The organism is Kitasatospora sp. NPDC028961, from assembly GCF_055564815.1.
Window position 1 is genome coordinate 27,250 of the sequence record NZ_JBVHVO010000009.1, and the last position, 18,990, is coordinate 46,239.

At 73.7% G+C, this 18,990-nt stretch carries 21 protein-coding genes; 4 read left to right on the forward strand and 17 right to left on the reverse strand.

The window, feature by feature from the left end:
• Positions 1-118 precede the first annotated feature (118 nt).
• The 4 genes from moaA to ACZ4UX_RS18325 form a co-directional block, all read right to left on the reverse strand.
• Positions 119-1,108, reverse strand: a complete 990-nt coding sequence (gene moaA, locus ACZ4UX_RS18310; protein ID WP_329490132.1) for a GTP 3',8-cyclase MoaA — start codon at positions 1,106-1,108, stop codon at positions 119-121.
• A 92-nt stretch (positions 1,109-1,200) separates the two neighbouring features.
• Positions 1,201-2,811: a solute symporter family protein gene (locus ACZ4UX_RS18315; RefSeq protein ID WP_380392201.1), complete on the reverse strand. Its 1,611-nt coding sequence runs from the start codon at positions 2,809-2,811 to the stop codon at positions 1,201-1,203.
• The gene (locus ACZ4UX_RS18320) at positions 2,808-3,164 is read right to left on the reverse strand and encodes a DUF485 domain-containing protein (protein WP_329490130.1); all 357 of its coding nucleotides are present in this window, start codon (positions 3,162-3,164) and stop codon (positions 2,808-2,810) included. Before ACZ4UX_RS18320 ends, ACZ4UX_RS18315 begins: the two co-directional genes overlap by 4 nt.
• A 250-nt stretch (positions 3,165-3,414) precedes the next feature.
• Complete coding sequence (locus ACZ4UX_RS18325; protein ID WP_465707402.1) at positions 3,415-4,458, reverse strand: zinc-dependent alcohol dehydrogenase family protein; 1,044 nt, start codon at positions 4,456-4,458, stop codon at positions 3,415-3,417.
• 159 nt (positions 4,459-4,617) lie between these two features.
• Here ACZ4UX_RS18325 and ACZ4UX_RS18330 point away from each other — a divergent pair, with 159 nt between their 5' ends.
• Both ACZ4UX_RS18330 and ACZ4UX_RS18335 read left to right on the forward strand, forming a co-directional pair.
• A complete protein-coding gene (locus ACZ4UX_RS18330) occupies positions 4,618-5,610 on the forward strand; it encodes a DEDDh family exonuclease (RefSeq protein WP_465707403.1) in 993 nt (330 codons plus the stop codon).
• A gap of 31 nt (positions 5,611-5,641) precedes the next feature.
• Entirely contained in the window at positions 5,642-6,442 is an 801-nt protein-coding gene (locus ACZ4UX_RS18335; RefSeq protein WP_329490127.1) for an SURF1 family cytochrome oxidase biogenesis protein, read from the forward strand.
• 8 nt (positions 6,443-6,450) lie between these two features.
• On the opposite strand, the gene ACZ4UX_RS18340 is transcribed toward ACZ4UX_RS18335, so the two are convergent.
• A complete protein-coding gene (locus tag ACZ4UX_RS18340; RefSeq protein ID WP_329490126.1) occupies positions 6,451-6,783 on the reverse strand; it encodes a thioredoxin family protein in 333 nt (110 codons plus the stop codon).
• On the reverse strand, positions 6,784-7,209 hold the full coding sequence (locus tag ACZ4UX_RS18345) for a MerR family transcriptional regulator (RefSeq protein ID WP_329490125.1): 426 nt from the start codon (positions 7,207-7,209) through the stop codon (positions 6,784-6,786).
• Positions 7,210-7,387: 178 nt separating this feature from the next.
• Between ACZ4UX_RS18345 and ACZ4UX_RS18350 the strand changes: the two genes are divergently transcribed.
• A complete protein-coding gene (locus tag ACZ4UX_RS18350; protein WP_329490124.1) occupies positions 7,388-8,158 on the forward strand; it encodes an SDR family oxidoreductase in 771 nt (256 codons plus the stop codon).
• A 28-nt stretch (positions 8,159-8,186) separates the two neighbouring features.
• Here the strand turns inward: ACZ4UX_RS18350 and ACZ4UX_RS18355 are convergent, their stop codons facing one another.
• The 9 genes from ACZ4UX_RS18355 to ACZ4UX_RS18395 all read right to left on the reverse strand — a co-directional run bounded on the left by ACZ4UX_RS18355 (position 8,187) and on the right by ACZ4UX_RS18395 (position 15,347).
• The gene (locus ACZ4UX_RS18355) at positions 8,187-8,828 is read right to left on the reverse strand and encodes an alkaline shock response membrane anchor protein AmaP (protein ID WP_329490123.1); all 642 of its coding nucleotides are present in this window, start codon (positions 8,826-8,828) and stop codon (positions 8,187-8,189) included.
• A 79-nt stretch (positions 8,829-8,907) separates the two neighbouring features.
• Complete coding sequence (locus ACZ4UX_RS18360) at positions 8,908-9,522, reverse strand: DUF6286 domain-containing protein (protein WP_465707404.1); 615 nt, start codon at positions 9,520-9,522, stop codon at positions 8,908-8,910.
• 161 nt (positions 9,523-9,683) lie between these two features.
• Positions 9,684-10,073, reverse strand: coding sequence for a hypothetical protein (locus tag ACZ4UX_RS18365; RefSeq protein ID WP_359804354.1), 390 nt, complete (start codon positions 10,071-10,073; stop codon positions 9,684-9,686).
• Positions 10,073-10,264, reverse strand: a complete 192-nt coding sequence (locus ACZ4UX_RS18370) for a hypothetical protein (RefSeq protein WP_329490120.1) — start codon at positions 10,262-10,264, stop codon at positions 10,073-10,075. The genes ACZ4UX_RS18365 and ACZ4UX_RS18370 overlap by 1 nt, the downstream gene beginning before the upstream one ends.
• Before the next feature lie 42 nt (positions 10,265-10,306).
• Positions 10,307-10,813 (reverse strand): Asp23/Gls24 family envelope stress response protein, encoded by a 507-nt coding sequence (locus tag ACZ4UX_RS18375; RefSeq protein ID WP_465707405.1) that lies wholly within the window; start codon positions 10,811-10,813, stop codon positions 10,307-10,309.
• A 166-nt stretch (positions 10,814-10,979) separates the two neighbouring features.
• Positions 10,980-11,786 (reverse strand): enoyl-CoA hydratase/isomerase family protein, encoded by an 807-nt coding sequence (locus tag ACZ4UX_RS18380; RefSeq protein WP_352288345.1) that lies wholly within the window; start codon positions 11,784-11,786, stop codon positions 10,980-10,982.
• A gap of 231 nt (positions 11,787-12,017) precedes the next feature.
• Positions 12,018-12,251, reverse strand: a complete 234-nt coding sequence (locus tag ACZ4UX_RS18385; protein WP_049658450.1) for a helix-turn-helix domain-containing protein — start codon at positions 12,249-12,251, stop codon at positions 12,018-12,020.
• A 364-nt stretch (positions 12,252-12,615) separates the two neighbouring features.
• Positions 12,616-14,214, reverse strand: coding sequence for an ABC-F family ATP-binding cassette domain-containing protein (locus ACZ4UX_RS18390; RefSeq protein ID WP_329490117.1), 1,599 nt, complete (start codon positions 14,212-14,214; stop codon positions 12,616-12,618).
• A gap of 203 nt (positions 14,215-14,417) precedes the next feature.
• Positions 14,418-15,347 carry a hypothetical protein gene (locus tag ACZ4UX_RS18395; RefSeq protein WP_465707406.1) on the reverse strand — a complete coding sequence of 310 codons (930 nt, stop codon included), beginning with the start codon at positions 15,345-15,347 and terminating at the stop codon, positions 14,418-14,420.
• Positions 15,348-15,700: 353 nt separating this feature from the next.
• Between ACZ4UX_RS18395 and ACZ4UX_RS18400 the strand changes: the two genes are divergently transcribed.
• Positions 15,701-16,945 carry a glycoside hydrolase family 26 protein gene (locus ACZ4UX_RS18400; protein ID WP_465707407.1) on the forward strand — a complete coding sequence of 415 codons (1,245 nt, stop codon included), beginning with the start codon at positions 15,701-15,703 and terminating at the stop codon, positions 16,943-16,945.
• Positions 16,946-16,978: 33 nt separating this feature from the next.
• Here ACZ4UX_RS18400 and ACZ4UX_RS18405 read toward each other — a convergent pair whose 3' ends face one another.
• Together ACZ4UX_RS18405 and ACZ4UX_RS18410 are read right to left on the reverse strand one after the other, a co-directional pair.
• Positions 16,979-18,142, reverse strand: a complete 1,164-nt coding sequence (locus ACZ4UX_RS18405; RefSeq protein ID WP_465707408.1) for a GNAT family N-acetyltransferase — start codon at positions 18,140-18,142, stop codon at positions 16,979-16,981.
• Positions 18,139-18,957 carry a Wzz/FepE/Etk N-terminal domain-containing protein gene (locus tag ACZ4UX_RS18410; protein ID WP_465707409.1) on the reverse strand — a complete coding sequence of 273 codons (819 nt, stop codon included), beginning with the start codon at positions 18,955-18,957 and terminating at the stop codon, positions 18,139-18,141. The genes ACZ4UX_RS18405 and ACZ4UX_RS18410 overlap by 4 nt, the downstream gene beginning before the upstream one ends.
• Between the last annotated feature and the right edge of the window lie 33 nt (positions 18,958-18,990).

Below are 18,990 nucleotides of genomic sequence, written 5' to 3' on the forward strand. Positions count from 1 at the left end.
TCCCTAAGGGGGTTCGCTGCCTCATCCGATGGGACCGTGCCGGACGCGCCGGGCCCCGCCGAACCGTCCGCGTAGCGCCCGGCGACAGGGCCCGGCGCGTCCGGCGATACGGAGCCGGTCAGCCGCCGATCGCGGACATCGGCCGCTCGGGCTGCAGGAACTCCGGGGCGTCGATCCCGGCCCCGGCCTTCTTGCCCCACATCGCCGCACGCCAGAGCTCGGCGATCTCGTCGTCCCCGGCGCCCGACCGCAGCGCCGTCCGCAGGTCCGTCTCACCGGTCGCGAACAGGCAGTTGCGGACCTGGCCGTCGGCGGTCAGCCGGGTGCGGTCGCAGGCGCGGCAGAACGGCCGGGTGACCGAGGCGATCACGCCGACCCGGCCCGGGCCGCCGTCCACCAGCCAGCGCTCGGCCGGAGCCGCGCCGCGGCGGTCCGAGGGCTCGGGGGTCAGCGTGAACCGGGTGGCGAGCCGTTCCAGGATCTCCCCGGCGGTCACCATCGACGAGCGGTCCCAGCCGTGCTGGGCGTCCAGCGGCATCTGCTCGATGAACCGCAGCTCGTAGCCCTCCGCCAGGCACCGGGCGAGCAGCTCGGGCGCCTCGTGGTCGTTGACCCCGCGCATCAGGACGGCGTTCAGCTTGACCGGCGTCAGCCCGGCGGCGACGGCGGCGCTCAGCCCGTCCAGCACGTCCTGGTGGCGGCGGCGACGGGTGAGGGTGTGGAAGGTGTCCGGGTCGAGGGTGTCGAGCGAGACGTTGACCCGGTCCAGCCCGGCGGCGCGCAGCGCCCCGGCGGTCCGGGCGAGGCCGATGCCGTTGGTGGTCAGCGAGAGCTCGGGGCGGGGTTCGAGCGCGGAGCAGGCGGCGACGATGCCGACCAGCCCCGGACGCAGCAGCGGCTCACCCCCGGTGAACCGGACCTCCCGGACGCCGAGCTCGCGCACGGCGAGGCCGACCAGCCGGACGATCTCCTCGTCGGTGAGCAGGTCGGGCTTGGCCAGCCACTGCAGACCCTCCTCGGGCATGCAGTAGGTGCAGCGCAGGTTGCACCGGTCGGTGAGGGAGACCCGCAGGTCGACGGCCTGCCGGCCGAAGGTGTCGAGCAGCACGGCGGTCCCTTCCCGTGAGTGTGCGGCCGGGAGTGCGGCCGGCCCGGTCCCCGCTCCCGCGGGGCCGGGCCAGCTTAGTCATCACCCGCCCGTCAGTGGGCGCCCAGCCCGGTCAGCGAGCGGACCTCCAGTTCAGCGTACTTCGCCGGGTCGGCCTTCTCCTTGGAGAGCAGGGTGCCGATCCAGCCGGCCAGGAAGCCGATCGGGATGGAGACCAGTCCGGGGTTCTCCAGCGGGAACCAGTGGAAGTCGGCGTCCGGGAAGAGCGAGGCCTTGCCGCCGGAGACGACCGGCGAGAAGAACACCAGCGTCACCGAGCTGACCAGCCCGGCGTAGACCGAGCTGACCGCGCCGGTCGTGGTGAAGCGCTTCCAGAACAGCGAGTAGAGCAGCGTGGGCAGGTTGGCGGAGGCGGCCACCGCGAAGGCCAGCGCGACCAGGGCGGCGGTGTTGAGCTTCCCCGCGAAGAGGCTGAGCACGATGGCGACCGCGCCGATCGCGACCGCGGCCCACTTGGCCGAGAGGATCTCCTCCTTCTCGGACGCCTTGCCGCGCCGGATGACGTTGGCGTAGAGGTCGTGGGCGAAGGAGGCCGAGGAGGCCAGGGTGAGGCCTGCCACCACGGCCAGGATGGTGGCGAAGGCCACCGCCGAGATCACCGCGAGGAGGATCGCGCCACCGGTGGTGCCCGGGCCGCCGCCGAGCTGCTCGGCGAGCTGCGGAGCGGCGGTGTTGCCGGCCGGGTTGGCCGCCTTGATCGCCTTGGGGCCGACCAGCGCGGCCGCGCCGAATCCGAGCGCCAGGGTCATCAGGTAGAAGCCGCCGATGATGCCGATCGCCCAGAGCACGGACTTCCGGGCGGCCTTGGCGGTGGGGACGGTGTAGAAGCGGACCAGGATGTGCGGCAGGCCCGCGGTGCCGAGCACCAGCGCGATCCCGAGGCTGAGGAAGTCGAGCTTGGTCGTCCCGTTGACCCCGTACTTCAGCCCCGGTTCGAGGAACGCGGCGCCCTTGCCGCTGGCGTCGGCGGCGGCGCCGAGCAGGGCGGAGGGGTTGAAGTGGTACTTGGCCAGCACCAGGACGGTCATCAGCGCGGTGCCCGCGATCAGCAGCACCGCCTTGACGATCTGCACCCAGGTGGTGCCCTTCATGCCCCCTATCACCACGTAGATCACCATCAGGGCGCCGACCGCGACGATGGTCAGCCGCTTGGCGCCGTCCCCGCTGACGCCGAGCAGCAGGGCGACCAGCGTGCCGGCGCCGACCATCTGGGCGAGCAGGTAGAAGATCGACACCACGATGGTGGAGATGCCCGCGGCGGTCCGGACGGGGCGCTGCTTCATCCGGAAGGCCAGGACGTCGGCCATGGTGTAGCGGCCGGAGTTGCGCAGCGGTTCGGCGACCAGCAGCAGGGCGACCAGCCAGGCGACCAGGAAGCCGATCGAGTAGAGGAAGCCGTCGTAGCCGGAGAGCGCGATGGCGCCGGCGATGCCGAGGAAGGACGCGGCGGACATGTAGTCGCCGGAGATGGCCAGGCCGTTCTGGAACCCGGTGAAGCTCCGGCCGCCGGCGTAGAAGTCGGCGGCGCCCTTGGTCTGCCGTCCGGCCCAGACGGTGATGCCGAGGGTGGCCAGGACGAAGAACCCGAACAGGGTCATCGTCAGACCGCGGTGCTCGGTGGCGGAGCTGGCGAGCAGGGTCATTCGGCGGCCTCCCGGGGAGCGTGGACCACGGCGCCCTGGGCTTCGCGGATCGCGGCGGCGGGCGGGTCGAGCCGCCGGTCCGCGTAGCGCGCGTACCAGGCCGCGATGGCGAAGGTGGTGACGAACTGCAGCAGCCCCAGCACCAGGGCGACGTTGATGTGCCCGGCCACCTTGGTGCCCATGAGGCCGGGGGCGTAGCTGGAGAGCAGGACGTAGAGCAGGTACCAGAGGACGAAGCCGATGGTGACCGGGAAGGCGAAGCTCCGGAACGAGCTTCGAAGGGTGCGGAACTCCTCGCCCTCTTCAATGAGTTGGACTTCGGTAGGGGCAGTGGTGATCGGCGGCGATTCCACGTTGTCTCCTCACTCCTTCGGCGTAGTGGTCGCACCAGTGGAACGATCGGACGTGAGGGGCGTCACAGTCCGGATGCGCGCCGCGCAATGCTAGGAGGGTCGTGCCCGCTCCGAAAGGGGTTGTCCGTGACCAGCCATCCGTTCACCCGCTCGCGCTAGTCAATTGGCCGAAAACCATCACTTCCCGACAACGGGAAGGGCGGCACCGGTGTGCGGTGCCGCCCTTCGTGGAGCCTGTGGTGACGATGCGTCAGAAAGCGATCCGCACCTTCAGCGCGGAGCGGTCGTCCATCGCCCGGTAGCCGTCCGGGACACCGTCCAGGTCGACGGTGCGGTCGAAGACCAGGCCGGGCTCGATGGCGCCGGAGAGGACGTCCGGCAGCAGCTCGGGGATGTACGCGCGGGCCGGCGCGACTCCGCCCCTGAGCGAAACGTTTCGGCCGAACATCTGGCCGATGTCCACGCCGGCGCTACCGCCGTGCGGGACGCCGACGTACCCGACCGCGCCGCCGTCCCGGGCGATCGAGATCGCGGTCCGCATCGACTCCTCGGTACCGACGGCCTCCAGCACGGCGTGCGCGCCCTGTCCCCCGGTCAGCTCCTTGACCGCCTCGATCGCCGCCTCGCCGCGCTCGGCGACCACGTCCGTCGCCCCGAAGCGCCGGGCCAGGTCGGTACGGGCGGTGTGCCGGCCGAGCGCGATGATCCGGCCCGCGCCGAGCCGGTGCGCCGCCAGGACGCCGCACAGGCCGACCGCGCCGTCGCCGACCACCGCGACGGTGGCACCGGCGCGCACGCCCGCCGTGACGGCCGCGTGGTGGCCGGTGGCCATCACGTCGGAGAGGGCGAGCAGGTTCGGCAGCAGCTTCTCGTCGCCCGCCGCCTCGGTGGGCAGCCGCACCAGGGTGCCGTCGGCGAACGGCACGCGCACGGCCTCGCCCTGGCCGCCGTCCGAGCCGACCTCGCCCCAGAAGCCGCCGTGCGGGCAGGAGGTCTGCAGGCCCTCGCGACAGAAATCACACGTGCCGTCCGACCAGACGAACGGGGCGACCACGAAGTCGCCCGGGCGCACGTCGCGGACCTCGGTGCCGACCTCCTCGACCACGCCGAGGAACTCGTGCCCGATCCGCTGCCCGGCCGTCCGCGCCGCCACGCCCCGGTAGGCCCAGAGGTCGCTGCCGCAGATGCAGGCGTTCACCACGCGCACCACGGCATCGGTCGGGCGTTGGATCACCGGGTCCGGCACCTCCTCGATCCGGATGTCGTTCGGGCCGTGGATCACGGTGGCGCGCATGGGGGATTCGTCCTTCGCAGAGACGGCCGCGTGGGGGTGTGGTGCGGCCGGGGGATATTCGACTGGGTGTACGACGAATACGCGTCCCACTCTATTCCGGCCGACCGGTACGAACATTTCGGCCGAGCCCGGTCGCGGCGGCGCTTATTCTGTTTGACCATGCATGCGATCCAGCCCGAGACGAACGGCGCGCCGCGGACCGTCCCCGTCCCCGCCCAGCGCTCCGCCCCCGACGAGGGCTTCGCGGTGGTCGACGTCGAGACCACCGGGCTCGGCCGCTCGGACCGCGTCATCTCGGCCGGCCTCTACCAGCTGGACGCCGACGGTGAGGTCACCGACCACTGGTACACGCTGGTCAACCCGGGGCGCGATCCCGGCCCGGTCTGGATCCACGGCCTCACCGACGACGTGCTGGCGGGCGCGCCCACCTTCCCGGAGATCGCCGACGAGTTCGCCGAGCGGCTGCGCGGCCGGGTGATGGTCGCCCACAACGCGCTCTTCGACTGGAACATGATCTCCCGCGAGTTCTCCCGGGCCGGCCTGCGCGCCCCGGTGGACCAGCGGCTCTGCACCATGGTCCTCTCCCGCGACCTGCGGCTGCCGCTGCCCAACGGCAAGCTGGCCTCGCTCGCGGCGTACTTCGGCGTCCGCCAGCGCCAGGCGCACAACGCCCTCGACGACGCCCGGGTGCTGGCCGAGGCGTTCCGGCCCAGCCTGCACCTGGCCCGCTCGGGGGGCGTCCCACTGCCGCTGCAGACCTGTGTGGCCGTCACCGACCTGGGGGTGGAGGAGCCCGCCTCCCCCGCCCGCGGCTCCTGGACCGGCGCCTCCTACCGGCAGGCCAGGAAGCGCCCGCCGTGCCCCTACCCGAACCCGGGACGCTGGGAGGACGGCAAGCCGCTGGTGCAGGGCATGCGGGTGGCGTTCACCGGCGACACCGCGACCGACCGCGAGGTGCTGGAGGACCGCGCGGTGGAGGCCGGCCTGCACGTCGCCTCCTCGGTGAGCCGGCTCACCAGCCTGCTGGTCACCAACGAGCCGGGGGGCTGGAGCGGCAAGGCCCGCAAGGCCCGCGAGGTCGGCACGCCGGTCCTCGGCGAGGACGCCTTCCTGCATCTGCTGCGCGAGGTCGCCCCGCACCCCGGTGCGTGATCCGGTTGTGAGGTGGGCGTACCGTGCCCGTGTGTACCGTTTTCTGCTCTCGCGGCGCTGGGTGATCACGCTGCTGATCGCCCTGCTGCTGATCCCCACCACCATCCGGCTGGGGTTCTGGCAGTTGCACCGCCACGAGGCACGCGTGGCCCGCAACGAGCTCATCGCCCAGGCACTCACCGACCGGCCGGTCCCGTTCGACACGCTGTCGGGCTCGCCCGGCTTCACCGTCCCCAAGGACCTGACCTGGCGGACGGTGACGGCGACCGGGGAGTACGACCCGGCGCACGAGTTCGTGGTCCGCAAGCGGACCGGTTCCGGCGGGGACAAGATCGGCTACTTCGTCGTCACCCCGCTCCGGCTCTCCGACGGCAAGGGCAGCGTCCTGGTCAACCGCGGCTGGGTGGCGTCCGGCGGCTCCGCCACCGAGTACCCGCAGGTGCCGGCCGCGCCGGCCGGGGAGGTCACCCTCACCGGCCGCCTGCGCGCCGACGAGACCGCGGCCGGCAGCGGCATCCGGGACCGGGCCGGCCTGCCGGACCGGCAGTTCAACCTGATCAGCACCGAGCAGCAGGCCGGCGAGACCGGCGCCACCCTGCTCGGCGGCTACCTGGAGCTCACCGCCACCACCCCGGCCCCGGCCGACCAGCCCGAGCTGCTGCCCGAGCCCAACCACTCCGACATCGGCCCGCACATGGCGTACGCGGTCCAGTGGTGGCTGTTCACGGCGATGATCCCGGTCGGCTTCTGGGTGATGGTGCGCCGCGAGGCCAAGGACCGCGCCAAGGAGGCCGCCGAGGCCGAGGTGGAGCAGGAGAGCGTGCCGGCGTAGCCCGCGAGCTACAGCACGTCCTCCAGTTCGCGCAGCAGCCGCACTTTGGCCCGGGCGCCGACCATGGACTTCACCGGCTCACCTCCCCGGAAGACCATCAGTGTCGGCATCGACAGGACCCCGTACGCGGCCTGGGTCTGCGGATTGTGGTCCACGTCCACGGTGACCACCGTGAGCCGGTGCGCCTGCTCCTTCGCGATGTCGGCCAGCACCGGCACCATCTGGCGGCACGGCGGGCACCAGTCCGCCGTGAACTCCACCAGGACCGGCCCTTCGGCCCCCAGCACCTCGGTCGCGAACGTGTCGTCCGTGACCTCCGGCACTCCAGCGATCTTCCCCATCTACCGCTCCTCCCACTCGACTGCCAACTCACACTGCGGCGTCTGCCAGGCGGCCTCGGCCGCCAGCTCGTCACGGGCCTGCTCGGCCCGGGCGAACTGCTCGGCCACCTGCGTACGGACCTCCTGGAGCCGGGTGATGCACTCGTCCAGCTCGGCCAGCTTGCGCCGGTAGACCTCCAACGAGGCCGGGCAGGAGTCCCCCTCCGGGTGGCCCGCCCGCAGGCACTCGACGAACGGGCGGGTCTCCTCCAGTTCGAAACCGAAGTCCTGGAGCGTGCGGATCTGCTTCAGCAGCCGCAGATCGTCCTCGCCGTACGCGCGGTAGCCGTTGCCGGCCCGTCGGGCGGGTAAGAGCCCGAGCTGCTCGTAGTACCGCAGCGCCCGGGTGGTCGTCCCCGCCCGCTCCGCCAGCTCACCGATCCGCATGACCGCACCCGTTCCTTCCGACCGCCGTTCGAACGCCGTCGGGTACGACGGTAGACCTTGACGCGGGCGTCAAGGCCAGCTCCCGGACGCAGTCGGCCGAAACTCGCCGCCGGCCCGGGCCGCGGCGGCCGCCGTGCCCCCTACCCCGCCGCTCCCCCGACCCGGCAGGATGGGAGCCATGGATCTTGGACTGAAGGACACGGTGTACGTGGTCACCGGCGCCACCCGGGGCCTCGGCCTGGCGGCCGCCCGCGAGCTCGCCGCCGACGGCGCCCGGGTGCTGGTCAGCGGGCGGAACAAGGAGTCCGTCGACGCGGCGGTGGCCGAGCTCGACGCCCTCGGCGGCAGCGGCGCGGCGCACGGCCTGGTCGCCGACAACGCGGACCCGGAGACCGCCGGGCGGCTGCTCGGCGCGGCCGTGGAGCGCTTCGGCCGGCTGGACGGCGTGCTGATCAGCGTCGGCGGCCCGCCGCCCGGCCCGGTGAGCGCCGCCCCCGAGGAGGCCTGGCGCGGCGCCTTCGAGTCGGTCTTCCTCGGCGCCCTGCGGCTGGCCCGGGCCGCGGCCGAGGCGCTCGGCGAGGGCGGTGTGATCGGCTTCGTGCTCTCCGGTTCGGTCCGCGAGCCGATCCCCGGCCTGGGCATCTCCAACGGGCTGCGGCCGGGCCTGGCGATGGCCGCCAAGTCGCTCGCCGACGAGCTGGGCCCGCGCGGGATCCGGGTGGTCGGCCTGCTCCCGGCCCGGATCGACACCGACCGGGTCCGCGAACTGGACGCCCTCGGCGGCGACCCCGCCGCCGCCCGGGCCCGCAACAGCGCCGGCATCCCGCTCCGCCGCTACGGCACCCCGGCGGAGTTCGGGAAGGTCGCCGCCTTCGCGCTCTCCCCCGCCGCCTCCTACCTGACCGGTGTGATGATCCCGGTCGACGGCGGCGCCCTGCGCGGGCTCTGAGCCGCCCGCCGGAGCCGGTCGCGGGCGGCTAGTCGACCCGCGGACGCCGGCGCCGGCCGCCGCGCCCGCGCGCGGCGGCCGGCTTCGCCGCCTGCACCCGCACCCGGAGTTCGGCGGGCAGCTCGGCCAGGCCGAGGCTGGCGCGGGCGTCACCGCGCGGGCCGGTCTCGAAGTGCTCCACCAGCTCCGCCGGATCACCGCCCGGGGTCAGCCGCACGGCCGCCCGCAGCCGCTGCCGACCGGACCCCCGCAGCAGCCGGACGCTGACCCGTTCGACCTCCGGAAGGGCCACCGTCCCGGTCTCCAGCGCCTCCTCCAGGGCGCGGGTGCGCAGCCGCAGCCGCAGTCCGCCCACCCCCGGCGTGGGGAGGACGACGGTCGCCGGGCCGCTGCGGCGCAGCTGGGCGAAGAGCCACCAGCCGGTACCGAGGACGACCAGGACCAGCCCGGCGGTCACGGCCGGCCACCACCACGTCTCGTCGGACCAGCGGGTCCGCGAGCTGGAGCTGACCACCGGCTGGTCCGGCGAGGTGAGCGGCCACCGGCTCGGCGGGTCCACCCCCAGCCGTGCGTAGAGGTCGAGCCCGCCAGCCAGCACCAGCAGGCCGACCGCCAGCAGCAGCACGGCGGCGGCGCCCAGCAGCACCCGGTTGACGGTGGACCGACTCACCGCACCCTCACCACCCCTCCTCGTCCGACCTTCACCCGCGGGTCCGTCCTCCGCCGCCCGGCTCCGGACGGTGTCCCGCTCATCCGACCCCGCCGACCCCGCCGGCCGCCGGCGTGCCCGGGACCGCCGCGGTGCCTTCCGGCGGCCCGGGCACGGCGCCGTCGCCCGCGCCGCCCCCGCCCCGCTTCGCCCGGACGTCGAGGCGCAGCGGCCGGGCCAGGCTGATCTTCGCGAGTTCCGCGCGCAGCTGCCGCTGCACCGAGGCCGGGTCGGCCGGGCCCGTGAGCACCGCCTTCACCCGGCGGCGGTTGACCCGGACGGTGAGGTGCTCGATGCCCGGCAGTCCGGCCGCCCGGTCGTGCAGGAGGGTGCCGACGCCGGCGCGGTCGATGGCGGCGGAGGTCCCGCCGAGCGGGCGCAGCGGCAGCCAGCGGCGCAGCCCGGGGGCGAGGGCGAGCCAGAGCAGCCAGGCCCCGAGCAGGACGGCCGCCCCGGCGCCGACGAGCACCCAGGGGTCGTCCAGGTGGCGGGTGGCCAGTTCGTCCGCGACCTCGGCCCGCCAGCGGCGGGCGGCGTGCCCGGTGCGCACGGCAATCACGTCGTAGAGCAGTGCGGCGCCGATCACCAGGACGACAGTGGCGACGACTACGGCGGCGACCGTGCGGGGGGCCCGCAGCCGGGGCACCTTGACCATGACCGGCTCGGGCTCGCCGGCCTCCGGCGGGAGAGCACTCGCCCCACTCAAACCCGGCGGCGACGACCCCGGCGGGAGAGCGCCCGACCCACCCGAACCCGGCGGCGACGACCCCGGCGGGAGAGCGCCCGGCGGAACGGCGTCCGGTGTCGGCCCGGTCGTCACCGCGGCCCCCCGGTGACCAGTCGTTCGACGACCACCACCACCTCGCCGACCCGCGTCCCGGTCAGACCGCCGACCTGCGCGGCGATCCGCTCCCGGACGGCCCGGGCGAGCGCGGCGAGGTCGGCGGGGAACGGCAGCTCGACGGAGACCCGGACGGTGACGGTGCTGCCCGGCACGGCGACCGAGACCTTCGGCGGCGCACCCCGCTCCGTCCGGCCGCGCCACGCGTCGTCGAGCGCCTCACGGGCGGCCCGGGCGGCGATCCGGGCGTAGACCCGGTCGGCCACCCGCAGCCGCCCGCGGACGCCGGGCTCGCGGCGGCGGGCGGCGGGGGTGACCGCGGTGGTGGAGGTGGCCGAGGTGGCAGGGGTGACGGGGGACGCCATCAGCGGCGCCGGTCGCGGCCGCGCAGCAGGTCGCCGAGATCACCGATCTCGATGTCGCCCTCCAGCAGGCGCCCGACCACGAAGCCGACCACGCCCAGCGCGGCCACCAGCAGGAACGCCGCGAAGCCGCCGAAATAGCCGGCGAAGCCGAGGGCCATACCCACCACCAGGCCGACAATGGCCAGGTTCATCCGCTACTCCTCGTCTTCCACTGCTGCTGTCCCCCGACGGGGCTACTTCAACTTGGGCCGCTGTCCGGAGGGGACGCTCTCCTCTTCCTCCTCCTCGACGTCCGGCTCGTCGGGCAGATGGACGTCGTTGACCGCGATGTTGACCTCGACGACCTCCAGGCCGGTCATCCGCTCCACCGCGTCGATGATGTTCTCCCGTACCTGACGGGCCAGTTCGGGGATGACCACGCCGTACTCGACGACCAGGGCGATGTCGATGGCGGTCTGCTTCTCCCCCACCTCGGCCTTGATCCCTCGCCCGACGGCGGACTTGCCGCCGGGCACCCGGTCGCGCATCGCGCCGAAGGTCCGGGACAGGCCGGACCCGAGGGCGTGGATGCCGGAGACCTCGCGGGCGGCCATACCGGCGATCTTCTCGACCACACCGACGGCCAGGGCGGTACGGCCGCGGTCGGTCACCCCCCGGCCGGTGTCGGCCGCCGAGGCGACCGGTCCGGGCGCGGCGGAGGGGTTCTTGTGCATGGTGGCGGGCGTCGGAGTGTCAGGCATGGGTGGTTCTCCCGTCGTACGGCTCCAGCTATATCGCAAATCGCTCCAACTCTGGCATTTCGCCACGATTCGCGCCCCCGGAGCGGCGACCGGGGGAGCCGCGACGCCGAAGGCCCGGCTCCGGGGGCGGTCCCCCCGGAGCCGGGCCTTCGGCGTGCTCGTGCGGTCAGTCGCCGATGCCGGCCAGATCGCGCAGGCGGCGAGCCTGTGCCGCCCGTTCGGCCGAACGCTGCTCGTCGTACGAGCGTCCGCCCGCACCCTGGAGCAGCGCCTTGGTCTCGATGACGGCGCTGCGCGGGGCGGCGAGCAGCGCGGCGGCGAGGTCGCGGGCGGCGGCGTCCAGCTCCGCGCCGGGGACGGCCAGGTTGGCCAGCCCGATCGCGGTCGCCTCCTCGGCGCCGACCCAGCGGCCGGTCGCGCAGATCTCCAGCGCCCGGGCGTAGCCGACGAGCTCGGTGAGCGGCTTGGTACCGGCCAGGTCGGGGACGAGGCCGAGCGAGGTCTCCTTCATGGCGAACCGGGCGTCGTCGGCGACCACGCGCAGGTCGCAGCCGAGGGCGAGCTGGAAGCCGGCGCCGACGGCGTGGCCCTGGACGGCGGCGATCGTGACCACGTCGGGCCGGCGCCACCAGGAGAAGGCCTCCTGGTAGTACGCGATGGTGTCGTCGAGGTCCTTGTCCTCGGCGGCGGCCAGCTGGAGGAAGGTGACCTCGCCGGGAATCCCCTCGGGGGTGAACATCGCGCGGTCCAGGCCGGCCGAGAAGGAGAGGCCCTCGGCGCGCAGCAGCACCACCCGGACGGCGCCGGGCAGCTCCCGGCCGACGGCGGCCAGCGCGCGCCACATCGCGGGCGACTGGGCGTTGCGCCGTTCGGGCTGACAGAGGGTGACGACGGCGAGTTCGCCGTCGATCTCCAGGCGGACGCCGTCCTGCTCCCAGCTCGGGGCCTGCGGGTCGGTGGCGGGGGCGGTCATGCGGGGACCTCCGGTGGCGAGGGACTTGGCTACCGGAGAGTAACAAAACTGGGCGCGCTGCGGCAGGGCAGCGGCGCCCAGTGTTTCGGACGGGTCCGGACCGGGCCCGGACGGACGGCGGCGGGCATGACGATCGGCGGCCGGTTCGCTCCGACCGGAGGCGGACGACCGACGTCGTCCATCCGGCCCGCGCCCTGCCGCCGAGTCATCCGTCGAAGAACTGACGGACCGTCAGGAGCTGGCTCCAGCAGTAGCTTTGTTCTTGCCCCGCGTGGCACCGCCGCGGCCCCGGAGGATCACTCCGGACTCGCTCAGCATCCGGTGCACGAAGCCGTACGAGCGACCGGTCTCCTCCGCGAGAGCGCGAATGCTCGCCCCGGAGTCGTACTTCTTCTTGAGATCGGCCGCGAGCTTCTCACGCGCGGCACCGGTCACCCGGCTGCCCTTTTTCAGAGTCTCGGCCACCCGTGCCTCCTCGTAGCGTTGCTCGGTCAGATTCCCATGATCACCCATCCACAGCCTCCTGGCCACCCATTCGACAAGGTCGATGCCGGGAATGCGCGTTCCGTCGGTGGTGATCCGAGCGCACAAGGGCGCTCACGCAGAGTGCACGCCCCCGGAGCGATACCGCCATTCGGCGCGAAAGAGCTGATCAGCAGCGTCGGCCCGACCACGATCGAGTGGCGGGCCGACGGAAGCTTCTCAAACGGAATCCCGGACCTCTTCATTCCCGGACACGCCGTAAGTACTAGTTTTTCTGGTCCGAAGAGTGGACGAGGCGTCTACTCCAGGCCGGGCGGAGGCCGGGCCGGATCGAGGGAGCCCCGGATCAGGCGAGCGAGACCAGGTCGTTGTAGGCCGGGCTCCAGAGGTCCTCCACGCCGTCCGGCAGCAGGATGATCCGCTCCGGCTGGAGCGCGTCGACCGCGCCCTCGTCGTGGGTCACCAGTACGACAGCGCCGCTGAACTCGCGCAGCGCGCCCAGGATCTCCTCGCGGCTGGCCGGGTCGAGGTTGTTGGTGGGCTCGTCGAGCAGCAGCACGTTGGCGCTGGAGACCACCAGCGAGGCCAGCGCCAGCCTGGTCTTCTCACCACCGGAGAGCACCCCGGCCGGCTTGTCGACGTCGTCGCCGGAGAACAGGAAGGAGCCGAGGATCTTGCGGATCTGGACCAGGTCGGTGTCGGGCGCCGAGGAGCGCATGTTCTCCAGCACCGTGCGCTCCGGGTCCAGGGTCTCGTGCTCCTGGGCGTAGTAGCCGATCTTCAGGCCGTGGCCCGGGATCACCTCGCCGGTGTCCGGCTTCTCCACCCCGGCCAGCATCCGCAGCAGGGTGGTCTTGCCCGCGCCGTTCAGGCCCAGCACCACGACCCGCGAGCCGCGGTCGATGGCCAGGTCCACGCCGGTGAAGATCTCCAGCGAGCCGTAGGACTTGGAGAGGTCGGCGGCGGTCAGCGGGGTCTTCCCGCAGGGCGCCGGGTCCGGGAAGCGCAGCTTGGCGACCTTGTCGTTCAGCCGGACCTGCTCCAGGCCGGACAGCAGCTTCTCCGCACGGCGGGCCATGTTCTGCGCGGCCACCGTCTTGGTCGCCTTGGCGCGCATCTTGTCGGCCTGCGCGTTCAGGGTCGCGGCCTTCTTCTCCGCGTTGGCCCGCTCGCGCTTGCGGCGCTTCTCGTCGTCCTCGCGCTGCTGCTGGTACTGCTTCCAGCCCATGTTGTAGACGTCGATCGCGGAGCGGTTGGCGTCCAGGTAGAAGACCTTGTTGACGACCGTCTCGACCAGCTCGACATCGTGCGAGATGACGATGAAGCCGCCCTTGTAGGTCTTCAGGAAGTCCCGCAGCCAGGCGATCGAGTCGGCGTCGAGATGGTTGGTGGGCTCGTCGAGCAGCAGCACGTCGGAGTCCGAGAAGAGGATCCGGGCCAGCTCGACGCGGCGTCGCTGACCACCGGAGAGGGTGTGCAGCTGCTGTTCGAGGATGCGGTCCGGCAGGCCCAGCGCGGCGGCGATGGTGGCGGCCTCGGCCTCGGCGGCGTACCCGCCCTTGGTGAGGAACTCCGTCTCCAGGCGCGAGTACTTCTTCATCGCGTTGTCCCGGGTGGCGCCCTTGCCGTTCGCCATCCGCTCCTCGTTCTCGCGCATCTTCTTCAGCACGCTGTCGAGGCCGCGGGCGGAGAGGATGCGGTCCTTGGCGAGGACGTCGAGGTCACCGGTGCGCGGGTCCTGCGGGAGGTAGCCGACCTCACCGGAGCGGGTGACCGTGCCCGAGGCCGGCAGACCCTCGCCGGCCAGCACCTTGGTGAGCGTGGTCTTCCCGGCGCCGTTGCGCCCGACCAGGCCGATCCGGTCGCCCGGGGCCACCTTGAAGCTCGCGGACTCGATCAGGATGCGGGCACCGGCGCGCAGCTCAAGGGCGTTGGCGGAAATCATGGCTGGGACTACTCCTGGGACGTGGGCGGGCGCCTGGGCATGGCACAGGGCCGGGGCAGCGGAAGGGGGCGACGTCGGCAGACCGGCGGACCGCCCGGGGGCGGCGCCGCTCGTCCGCTAGTGCCCGGAGAGAACAGCCATGACGGCAAGTCTACCGGGCCCCGTGACGGGGCCCGGAGGCTTTTACCGCCGGGGTACCGGTCTCAGGACTGCGGGGCGTCCTCCGCGGCGTCGCAGCTGCCCTGCGGGCGGACGGCGGCGAAGGGCTCGGCCGGGCTGCCGCAGGCCGCCTCGGGGGCCGCCGCCTGGGTGTCGAACACCTTGGGGCCGACGATCGGACCGTCCGAGATCAGCACCCGGCGGCCGTCCAGGGCCTTCAGCGACACCCCCGGGCCGGCGGACAGCTGCCAGCCGGTGCTGTCCAGCCGGTAGCCGGTGATGCCGCCGGAGACCGGCTGGCCGGTGCTGTTGGCGCAGCTGCGCGGCACGAGCACCGCGAAGTCGGTGCCCACCGTGCGGGTCGGGTCGTAGACGCAGTTGCCGGCCGGCTTGGAGTTGTAGCGGAGGTCACCGTCGGCGTCGCGGAAGCCCATGGTCAGCTCGGGGGTGACCACGGCCACCCAAGGCGCGGACTGCTGGACGGTGTGCAGGGCCGCCGCGGCGCGCTCCCGCTGGAGCTGCCTGCGCTGCTCGTCGGTCCGCTTCTCGGCGCCCGGCTCGCCCTGGCCGCTCATCCAGTCCGCCAGGCCGGGTACCGCACGGTGCCAGCGCACCTCGTGGTCGCCGGGGCGCACCGAGGTGACCAGGCCGTCGTCCCAGACCACCACGGCGTTCTCGCCCGCCATCGCCAGGTACAGCGCGGTGGCGCCCTCGCGGCGGTAGGACCAGGCGGGCTCGCCGGTGTCCCGGTTGTAGGCCTCCAGGCCGGGGCCCACCTTCAGCTCCAGACCGTCCGCGCCCAACGACTGCGAGTTGACCGGGCTGGCGTCCGCGCCGCCCGGCCCGGCCACCCGGTCACCGAACGGCACCGGCTTGTTGGCATGCGCGGCCGCGCCCGCCACAAGGACCAGCAGGACCGCCAGGGCAGGGAGGATCGATCGGGGGGTGAGGGCACGCAGCGGCTTCCAGGACACGGGCGGAGCGTACCTTTCGACACCGTCACGAGTCAGCCGGACCCGGCCGGACGGCGGGGCGGCGCGGGCGCGGCCGGCCGATTCGCGCCCTTCGCCGGATCCGCCCGCCCACCTGCGCCGTCGGACCCGCGGCCGGCCGGGAGGCGCTCCGGGCGGGCGGCCGCGGTACGGCCTCCAGGGCCGTCCGGACTGTTACAGAGGTGATACACGGCACGTTGCGGCAGACGGCGTTCGAATACCGCCCACTTTAGGGTGACATTCGGCTTTTCCGACGCCTGCGGGGCCTACTGTCTGCGAGCGGGGTATCACGGTCCGTCCCGCTGCCCCCGCCCCGTGACGCCGGAGGAGAGACCATGCGACTCGGCCGCCTGACGCTGGCTGCCGCCGCCCTGCTGATGCTGACCACCGCGAGCGTCCCCACCGGGACCCCGCTCAGCCAGACCGAACGGCACGCCCTCTCCTCGGACGCGTTCCAGCCCCGCGGCGCCGCCCCCCGGCCGGTCGTCCAGCGGCCGAAGCACGAGGCCCCGTTCGGTGCCTTCGTCGGCTCGTGGGACAAGTACATCCCCCAGCTGGGCCGCTACGCGCAGTGGCTGAACAACGCCAACATGCAGGTCGGCCACACCTATCTGGCCGGCAACAGCTGGGCGGACGTCGAGGGCGAGCCGGTGGTGCTCGGCATGTGGTCGCAGTGGCGGCTGGCCGACCCCTCCCGGATGCTGATCCTCGGCGTCCCGATGCTGGTGCCCAGCGAGGCCGCCGTGCCGGACGGCGAGGTGGCCAAGCTGCTCGCCCAGGGCGTCCGGGGGGACTTCGACCGGCACTTCCTGCGGCTCGCCCGCCGGCTGGTGGCGCTCGGCGGGGCGGACACCGTGCTCACCCTCGGCTGGGAGATGAACGGCACCACCTACACCCACCGCTGCAAGCCCGACCCGACCGCCTGGAAGGCGTACTGGCGGCGGATCGTCTCCGTGATGCGCTCGGTGCCCGGTCAGCGGTTCCGCTTCGACTTCACCCCCAACCGGGGGCTGGACGCGATCCCGTGGACCAAGTGCTACCCCGGCGACGACGTGGTCGACATCATCGGCATGGACAGCTACGACCAGCCCGCCGGCGCCACCTTCGACGACTACGTCCGCGAGCCGTACGGACTGCAGGACCAGGTCGAGTTCGCCGCCAAGCGCGGCAAGCCGGTCTCGTACCCGGAGTGGGGGCTGTTCCGCAACGGCGACAACCCGGAGTTCGTGCAGCGGATGGTGGAGTGGATCCGCACCCACGACACCAGCTACCAGACGGTCACCGACTACTGCCCGCACGGGTTCTGGCAGTGCGCGCAGAACCCGCGCTCCAGCAGCCGGTTCAAGCAGCTGATGGCCGGGTCCAAGGGGGCTCCGGTCACCGCTGTGCCGGCGCCCCCGGCGGTCACCCCGCAGCCGGGGGCCGCCGGGTCGGGCTCGCCGGGCGCCTCGCCGACCGCGGCGGCCCCGGGAACCCCCTCCGCACCGGCCTCGCCGTCCGCGGCACCGTCCCCCTCGCCCTCCACGCCGCCCTCACCGTCCGCCGCGCCCGCGACGGGCGGGCTGCCGGCCCGGCGCTGAAGTCGGGCGGCCGGGCCCGCAGGCGGGGCGGGCTCAGCTCCGCCGGCGGGCCGCCAGCGCCTCCTTGAGCCTCGGCAGCCGGGTGCGCAGGACGTGCACCGCGACCTGCCGGGCCCGGACCGAGCCGGCTCGGGCGGCGGCCGCCGGCGCCGGCCCGCGCGGACCGAACAGCAGCCGCTGGTTGGACAGCTGGTCCGGCCGCCAGCGCTGCTTGTAGGGCTCCTGGCCGCGCAACAGGCTGAGCAGCGGGATCCCGGCGTCGACCGTCTCGTCCAGCGCCGCCCCGAACAGCAGACCGGCGATGTCCAGGCGCTCGCGCAGCCGGGGGTGCGCGCCGTACAGGTAGAGACCGCCGAAGGACGGGCAGAGCAGCAGCAGGTTCACCGCGACCAGCTCGCCGTCCAGCCAGTACTGGTGCACCGCGGCGCGGCCGGTGGCGACCAGGCCGGTGGTGGACTCGGCGAGGTGCCGGGCGAACCGCCCAGTGCGGTGCTCCGGGGTGACGCCGCGCTCGTGCCACTGCTCGAAGTGCAGTCGGAGCAGCCCCTCCAGGGCCTCGGGCACCTCCTCCGGGGGCGTCGAACGGACCTCGACCCCGGCCTCGGCGATCTTGCGGAGCTTCACCCGGCTGCGCTGGGCGGTCTTGCCGGGCACCCGCTTGAGCAACTGCTCCATCGGGACGGCCGGCAGGTACTGGCAGAGCGAGTCGCCGAACCGGCGCCGCCGGCCCCGCCACTGCTCGAAGACCCGCTGGACGGCCGCCTCGGGGTGCACCTCGCGCAGCTCCAGGCTGTGCCAGGGGCGGGTGAGCGGCAGGGCCGCGGCGAACTCGGCCGCCGCGCGATCGGCGCAGGAGTCGTCGAGCAGGATGTCGGTGAAGTCGATCAGCCCGTCGCCGAGGCCGGTCAGCCCGCCGAGCGGGCCGGGGCGCCGCCGGAACGCTCCCGCGCCGACCAGCCGGCCGTTCCGGCGGACCACCAGGACCAGGAGGTCGCCCGGGCGGCCGTACTGGCGCCACCAGGAGCGCTGCCAGACCGCGGCCTGGAAGAAGGTGGCCGTCCGGCAGCGGGTGACCAGGTCGTCCCACTCCTCGGCGAGGACGTCCAGGGCGTCGTCCTCGCGGTGCAGCTCGGTGGTCCAGCGGGGCGCGCCGGCCTGGGCGGGGAAACCGGTGGTGGCCGGCGCCTCGGTGCTCATCGACCGCTCCCGGCGGCGCTCTTCTCCTTGGCCGGGGCCTTCTCGGCGGGCGACTTCCCGCCGGCTGCCTTCCCGCCCGTGGGCTGCGCCGGGGCGGCCTGCTCGGGGACGGCCTGCCCGGTGCCGGGCCGCTCCGCCGCGGCCGGTTCCGCCGGGGCCGGGGCCTCGGCCGCCGGGGTCTCCTCGGTGCGCGGGCGCGGGGTGGCCGGGGCGGCGGGCTCCGTGCCGGGCGTCGCCACGGCGGCCGGACCGGCCTCACCGCCCCGGCGGCGGGTCATCATGACCAGCGCGCCGATCAGCACCCCGGCGGCGGCGCCGACCGCGACGTCCAGCTGCGCGGACGGCGTGGTCGGCTTGTCGGGCTCGGCGGCGGGGGCCAGCGGGACCAGCCGGACGCCGGTCTCCTTGCTGCTGGTGTTGGCGAAGGCCACCAGCGACCGGGCGACCGCGTCGGCGGCCAGCACCGCCTCCCGGGGCCGCGCGCCGGTGCCGGTGATCTCGATCATCGGGGCGTCCGGGGAGGTGGTGCCGTGCACCAGGGTCTCCAGTTCGGTGCGGCTGTGCCCGGTCTCGGCGGCGGCGGCCGCGAGCACCTGGGGCTGGCCGGCCAGCCGGCCGTACGCCTGGGCGAAGTTGATCGCCGAGGCGCTCTCCCCCTGGTTCTCCGGCACCACGATCACATAGGAGTTGGCGGCGTACGAGGGGTGCGCGACGACGGCGTACCCGGCGCCGGCGGCGGCGCCCAGCGGCACCGCGAGGACCACCGGCCACCAGCGGCGGGCCAGGCTGCGGACGCTTCGGCGCGGTTCGGACATGGGGTGCTCCTTGGATATGGGGGCCGCCCGGCC

Coding starts and splice junctions, on each gene's coding strand:
- ACZ4UX_RS18380 (WP_352288345.1), bottom strand. CDS start 11,786: ATGACCGCCCCCGCCACCGACCCGCAGGCCCCGAGCTGGGAGCAGGAC.
- ACZ4UX_RS18410 (WP_465707409.1), bottom strand. CDS start 18,957: ATGTCCGAACCGCGCCGAAGCGTCCGCAGCCTGGCCCGCCGCTGGTGG.
- ACZ4UX_RS18325 (WP_465707402.1), bottom strand. CDS start 4,458: ATGCGCGCCACCGTGATCCACGGCCCGAACGACATCCGGATCGAGGAG.
- ACZ4UX_RS18390 (WP_329490117.1), bottom strand. CDS start 14,214: ATGATTTCCGCCAACGCCCTTGAGCTGCGCGCCGGTGCCCGCATCCTG.
- ACZ4UX_RS18340 (WP_329490126.1), bottom strand. CDS start 6,783: ATGGGGAAGATCGCTGGAGTGCCGGAGGTCACGGACGACACGTTCGCG.
- ACZ4UX_RS18405 (WP_465707408.1), bottom strand. CDS start 18,142: ATGAGCACCGAGGCGCCGGCCACCACCGGTTTCCCCGCCCAGGCCGGC.
- ACZ4UX_RS18400 (WP_465707407.1), top strand. CDS start 15,701: ATGCGACTCGGCCGCCTGACGCTGGCTGCCGCCGCCCTGCTGATGCTG.
- ACZ4UX_RS18365 (WP_359804354.1), bottom strand. CDS start 10,073: ATGGCGTCCCCCGTCACCCCTGCCACCTCGGCCACCTCCACCACCGCG.
- ACZ4UX_RS18370 (WP_329490120.1), bottom strand. CDS start 10,264: ATGAACCTGGCCATTGTCGGCCTGGTGGTGGGTATGGCCCTCGGCTTC.
- ACZ4UX_RS18375 (WP_465707405.1), bottom strand. CDS start 10,813: ATGCCTGACACTCCGACGCCCGCCACCATGCACAAGAACCCCTCCGCC.
- ACZ4UX_RS18345 (WP_329490125.1), bottom strand. CDS start 7,209: ATGCGGATCGGTGAGCTGGCGGAGCGGGCGGGGACGACCACCCGGGCG.
- ACZ4UX_RS18350 (WP_329490124.1), top strand. CDS start 7,388: ATGGATCTTGGACTGAAGGACACGGTGTACGTGGTCACCGGCGCCACC.
- ACZ4UX_RS18330 (WP_465707403.1), top strand. CDS start 4,618: ATGCATGCGATCCAGCCCGAGACGAACGGCGCGCCGCGGACCGTCCCC.
- ACZ4UX_RS18315 (WP_380392201.1), bottom strand. CDS start 2,811: ATGACCCTGCTCGCCAGCTCCGCCACCGAGCACCGCGGTCTGACGATG.
- ACZ4UX_RS18360 (WP_465707404.1), bottom strand. CDS start 9,522: ATGGTCAAGGTGCCCCGGCTGCGGGCCCCCCGCACGGTCGCCGCCGTA.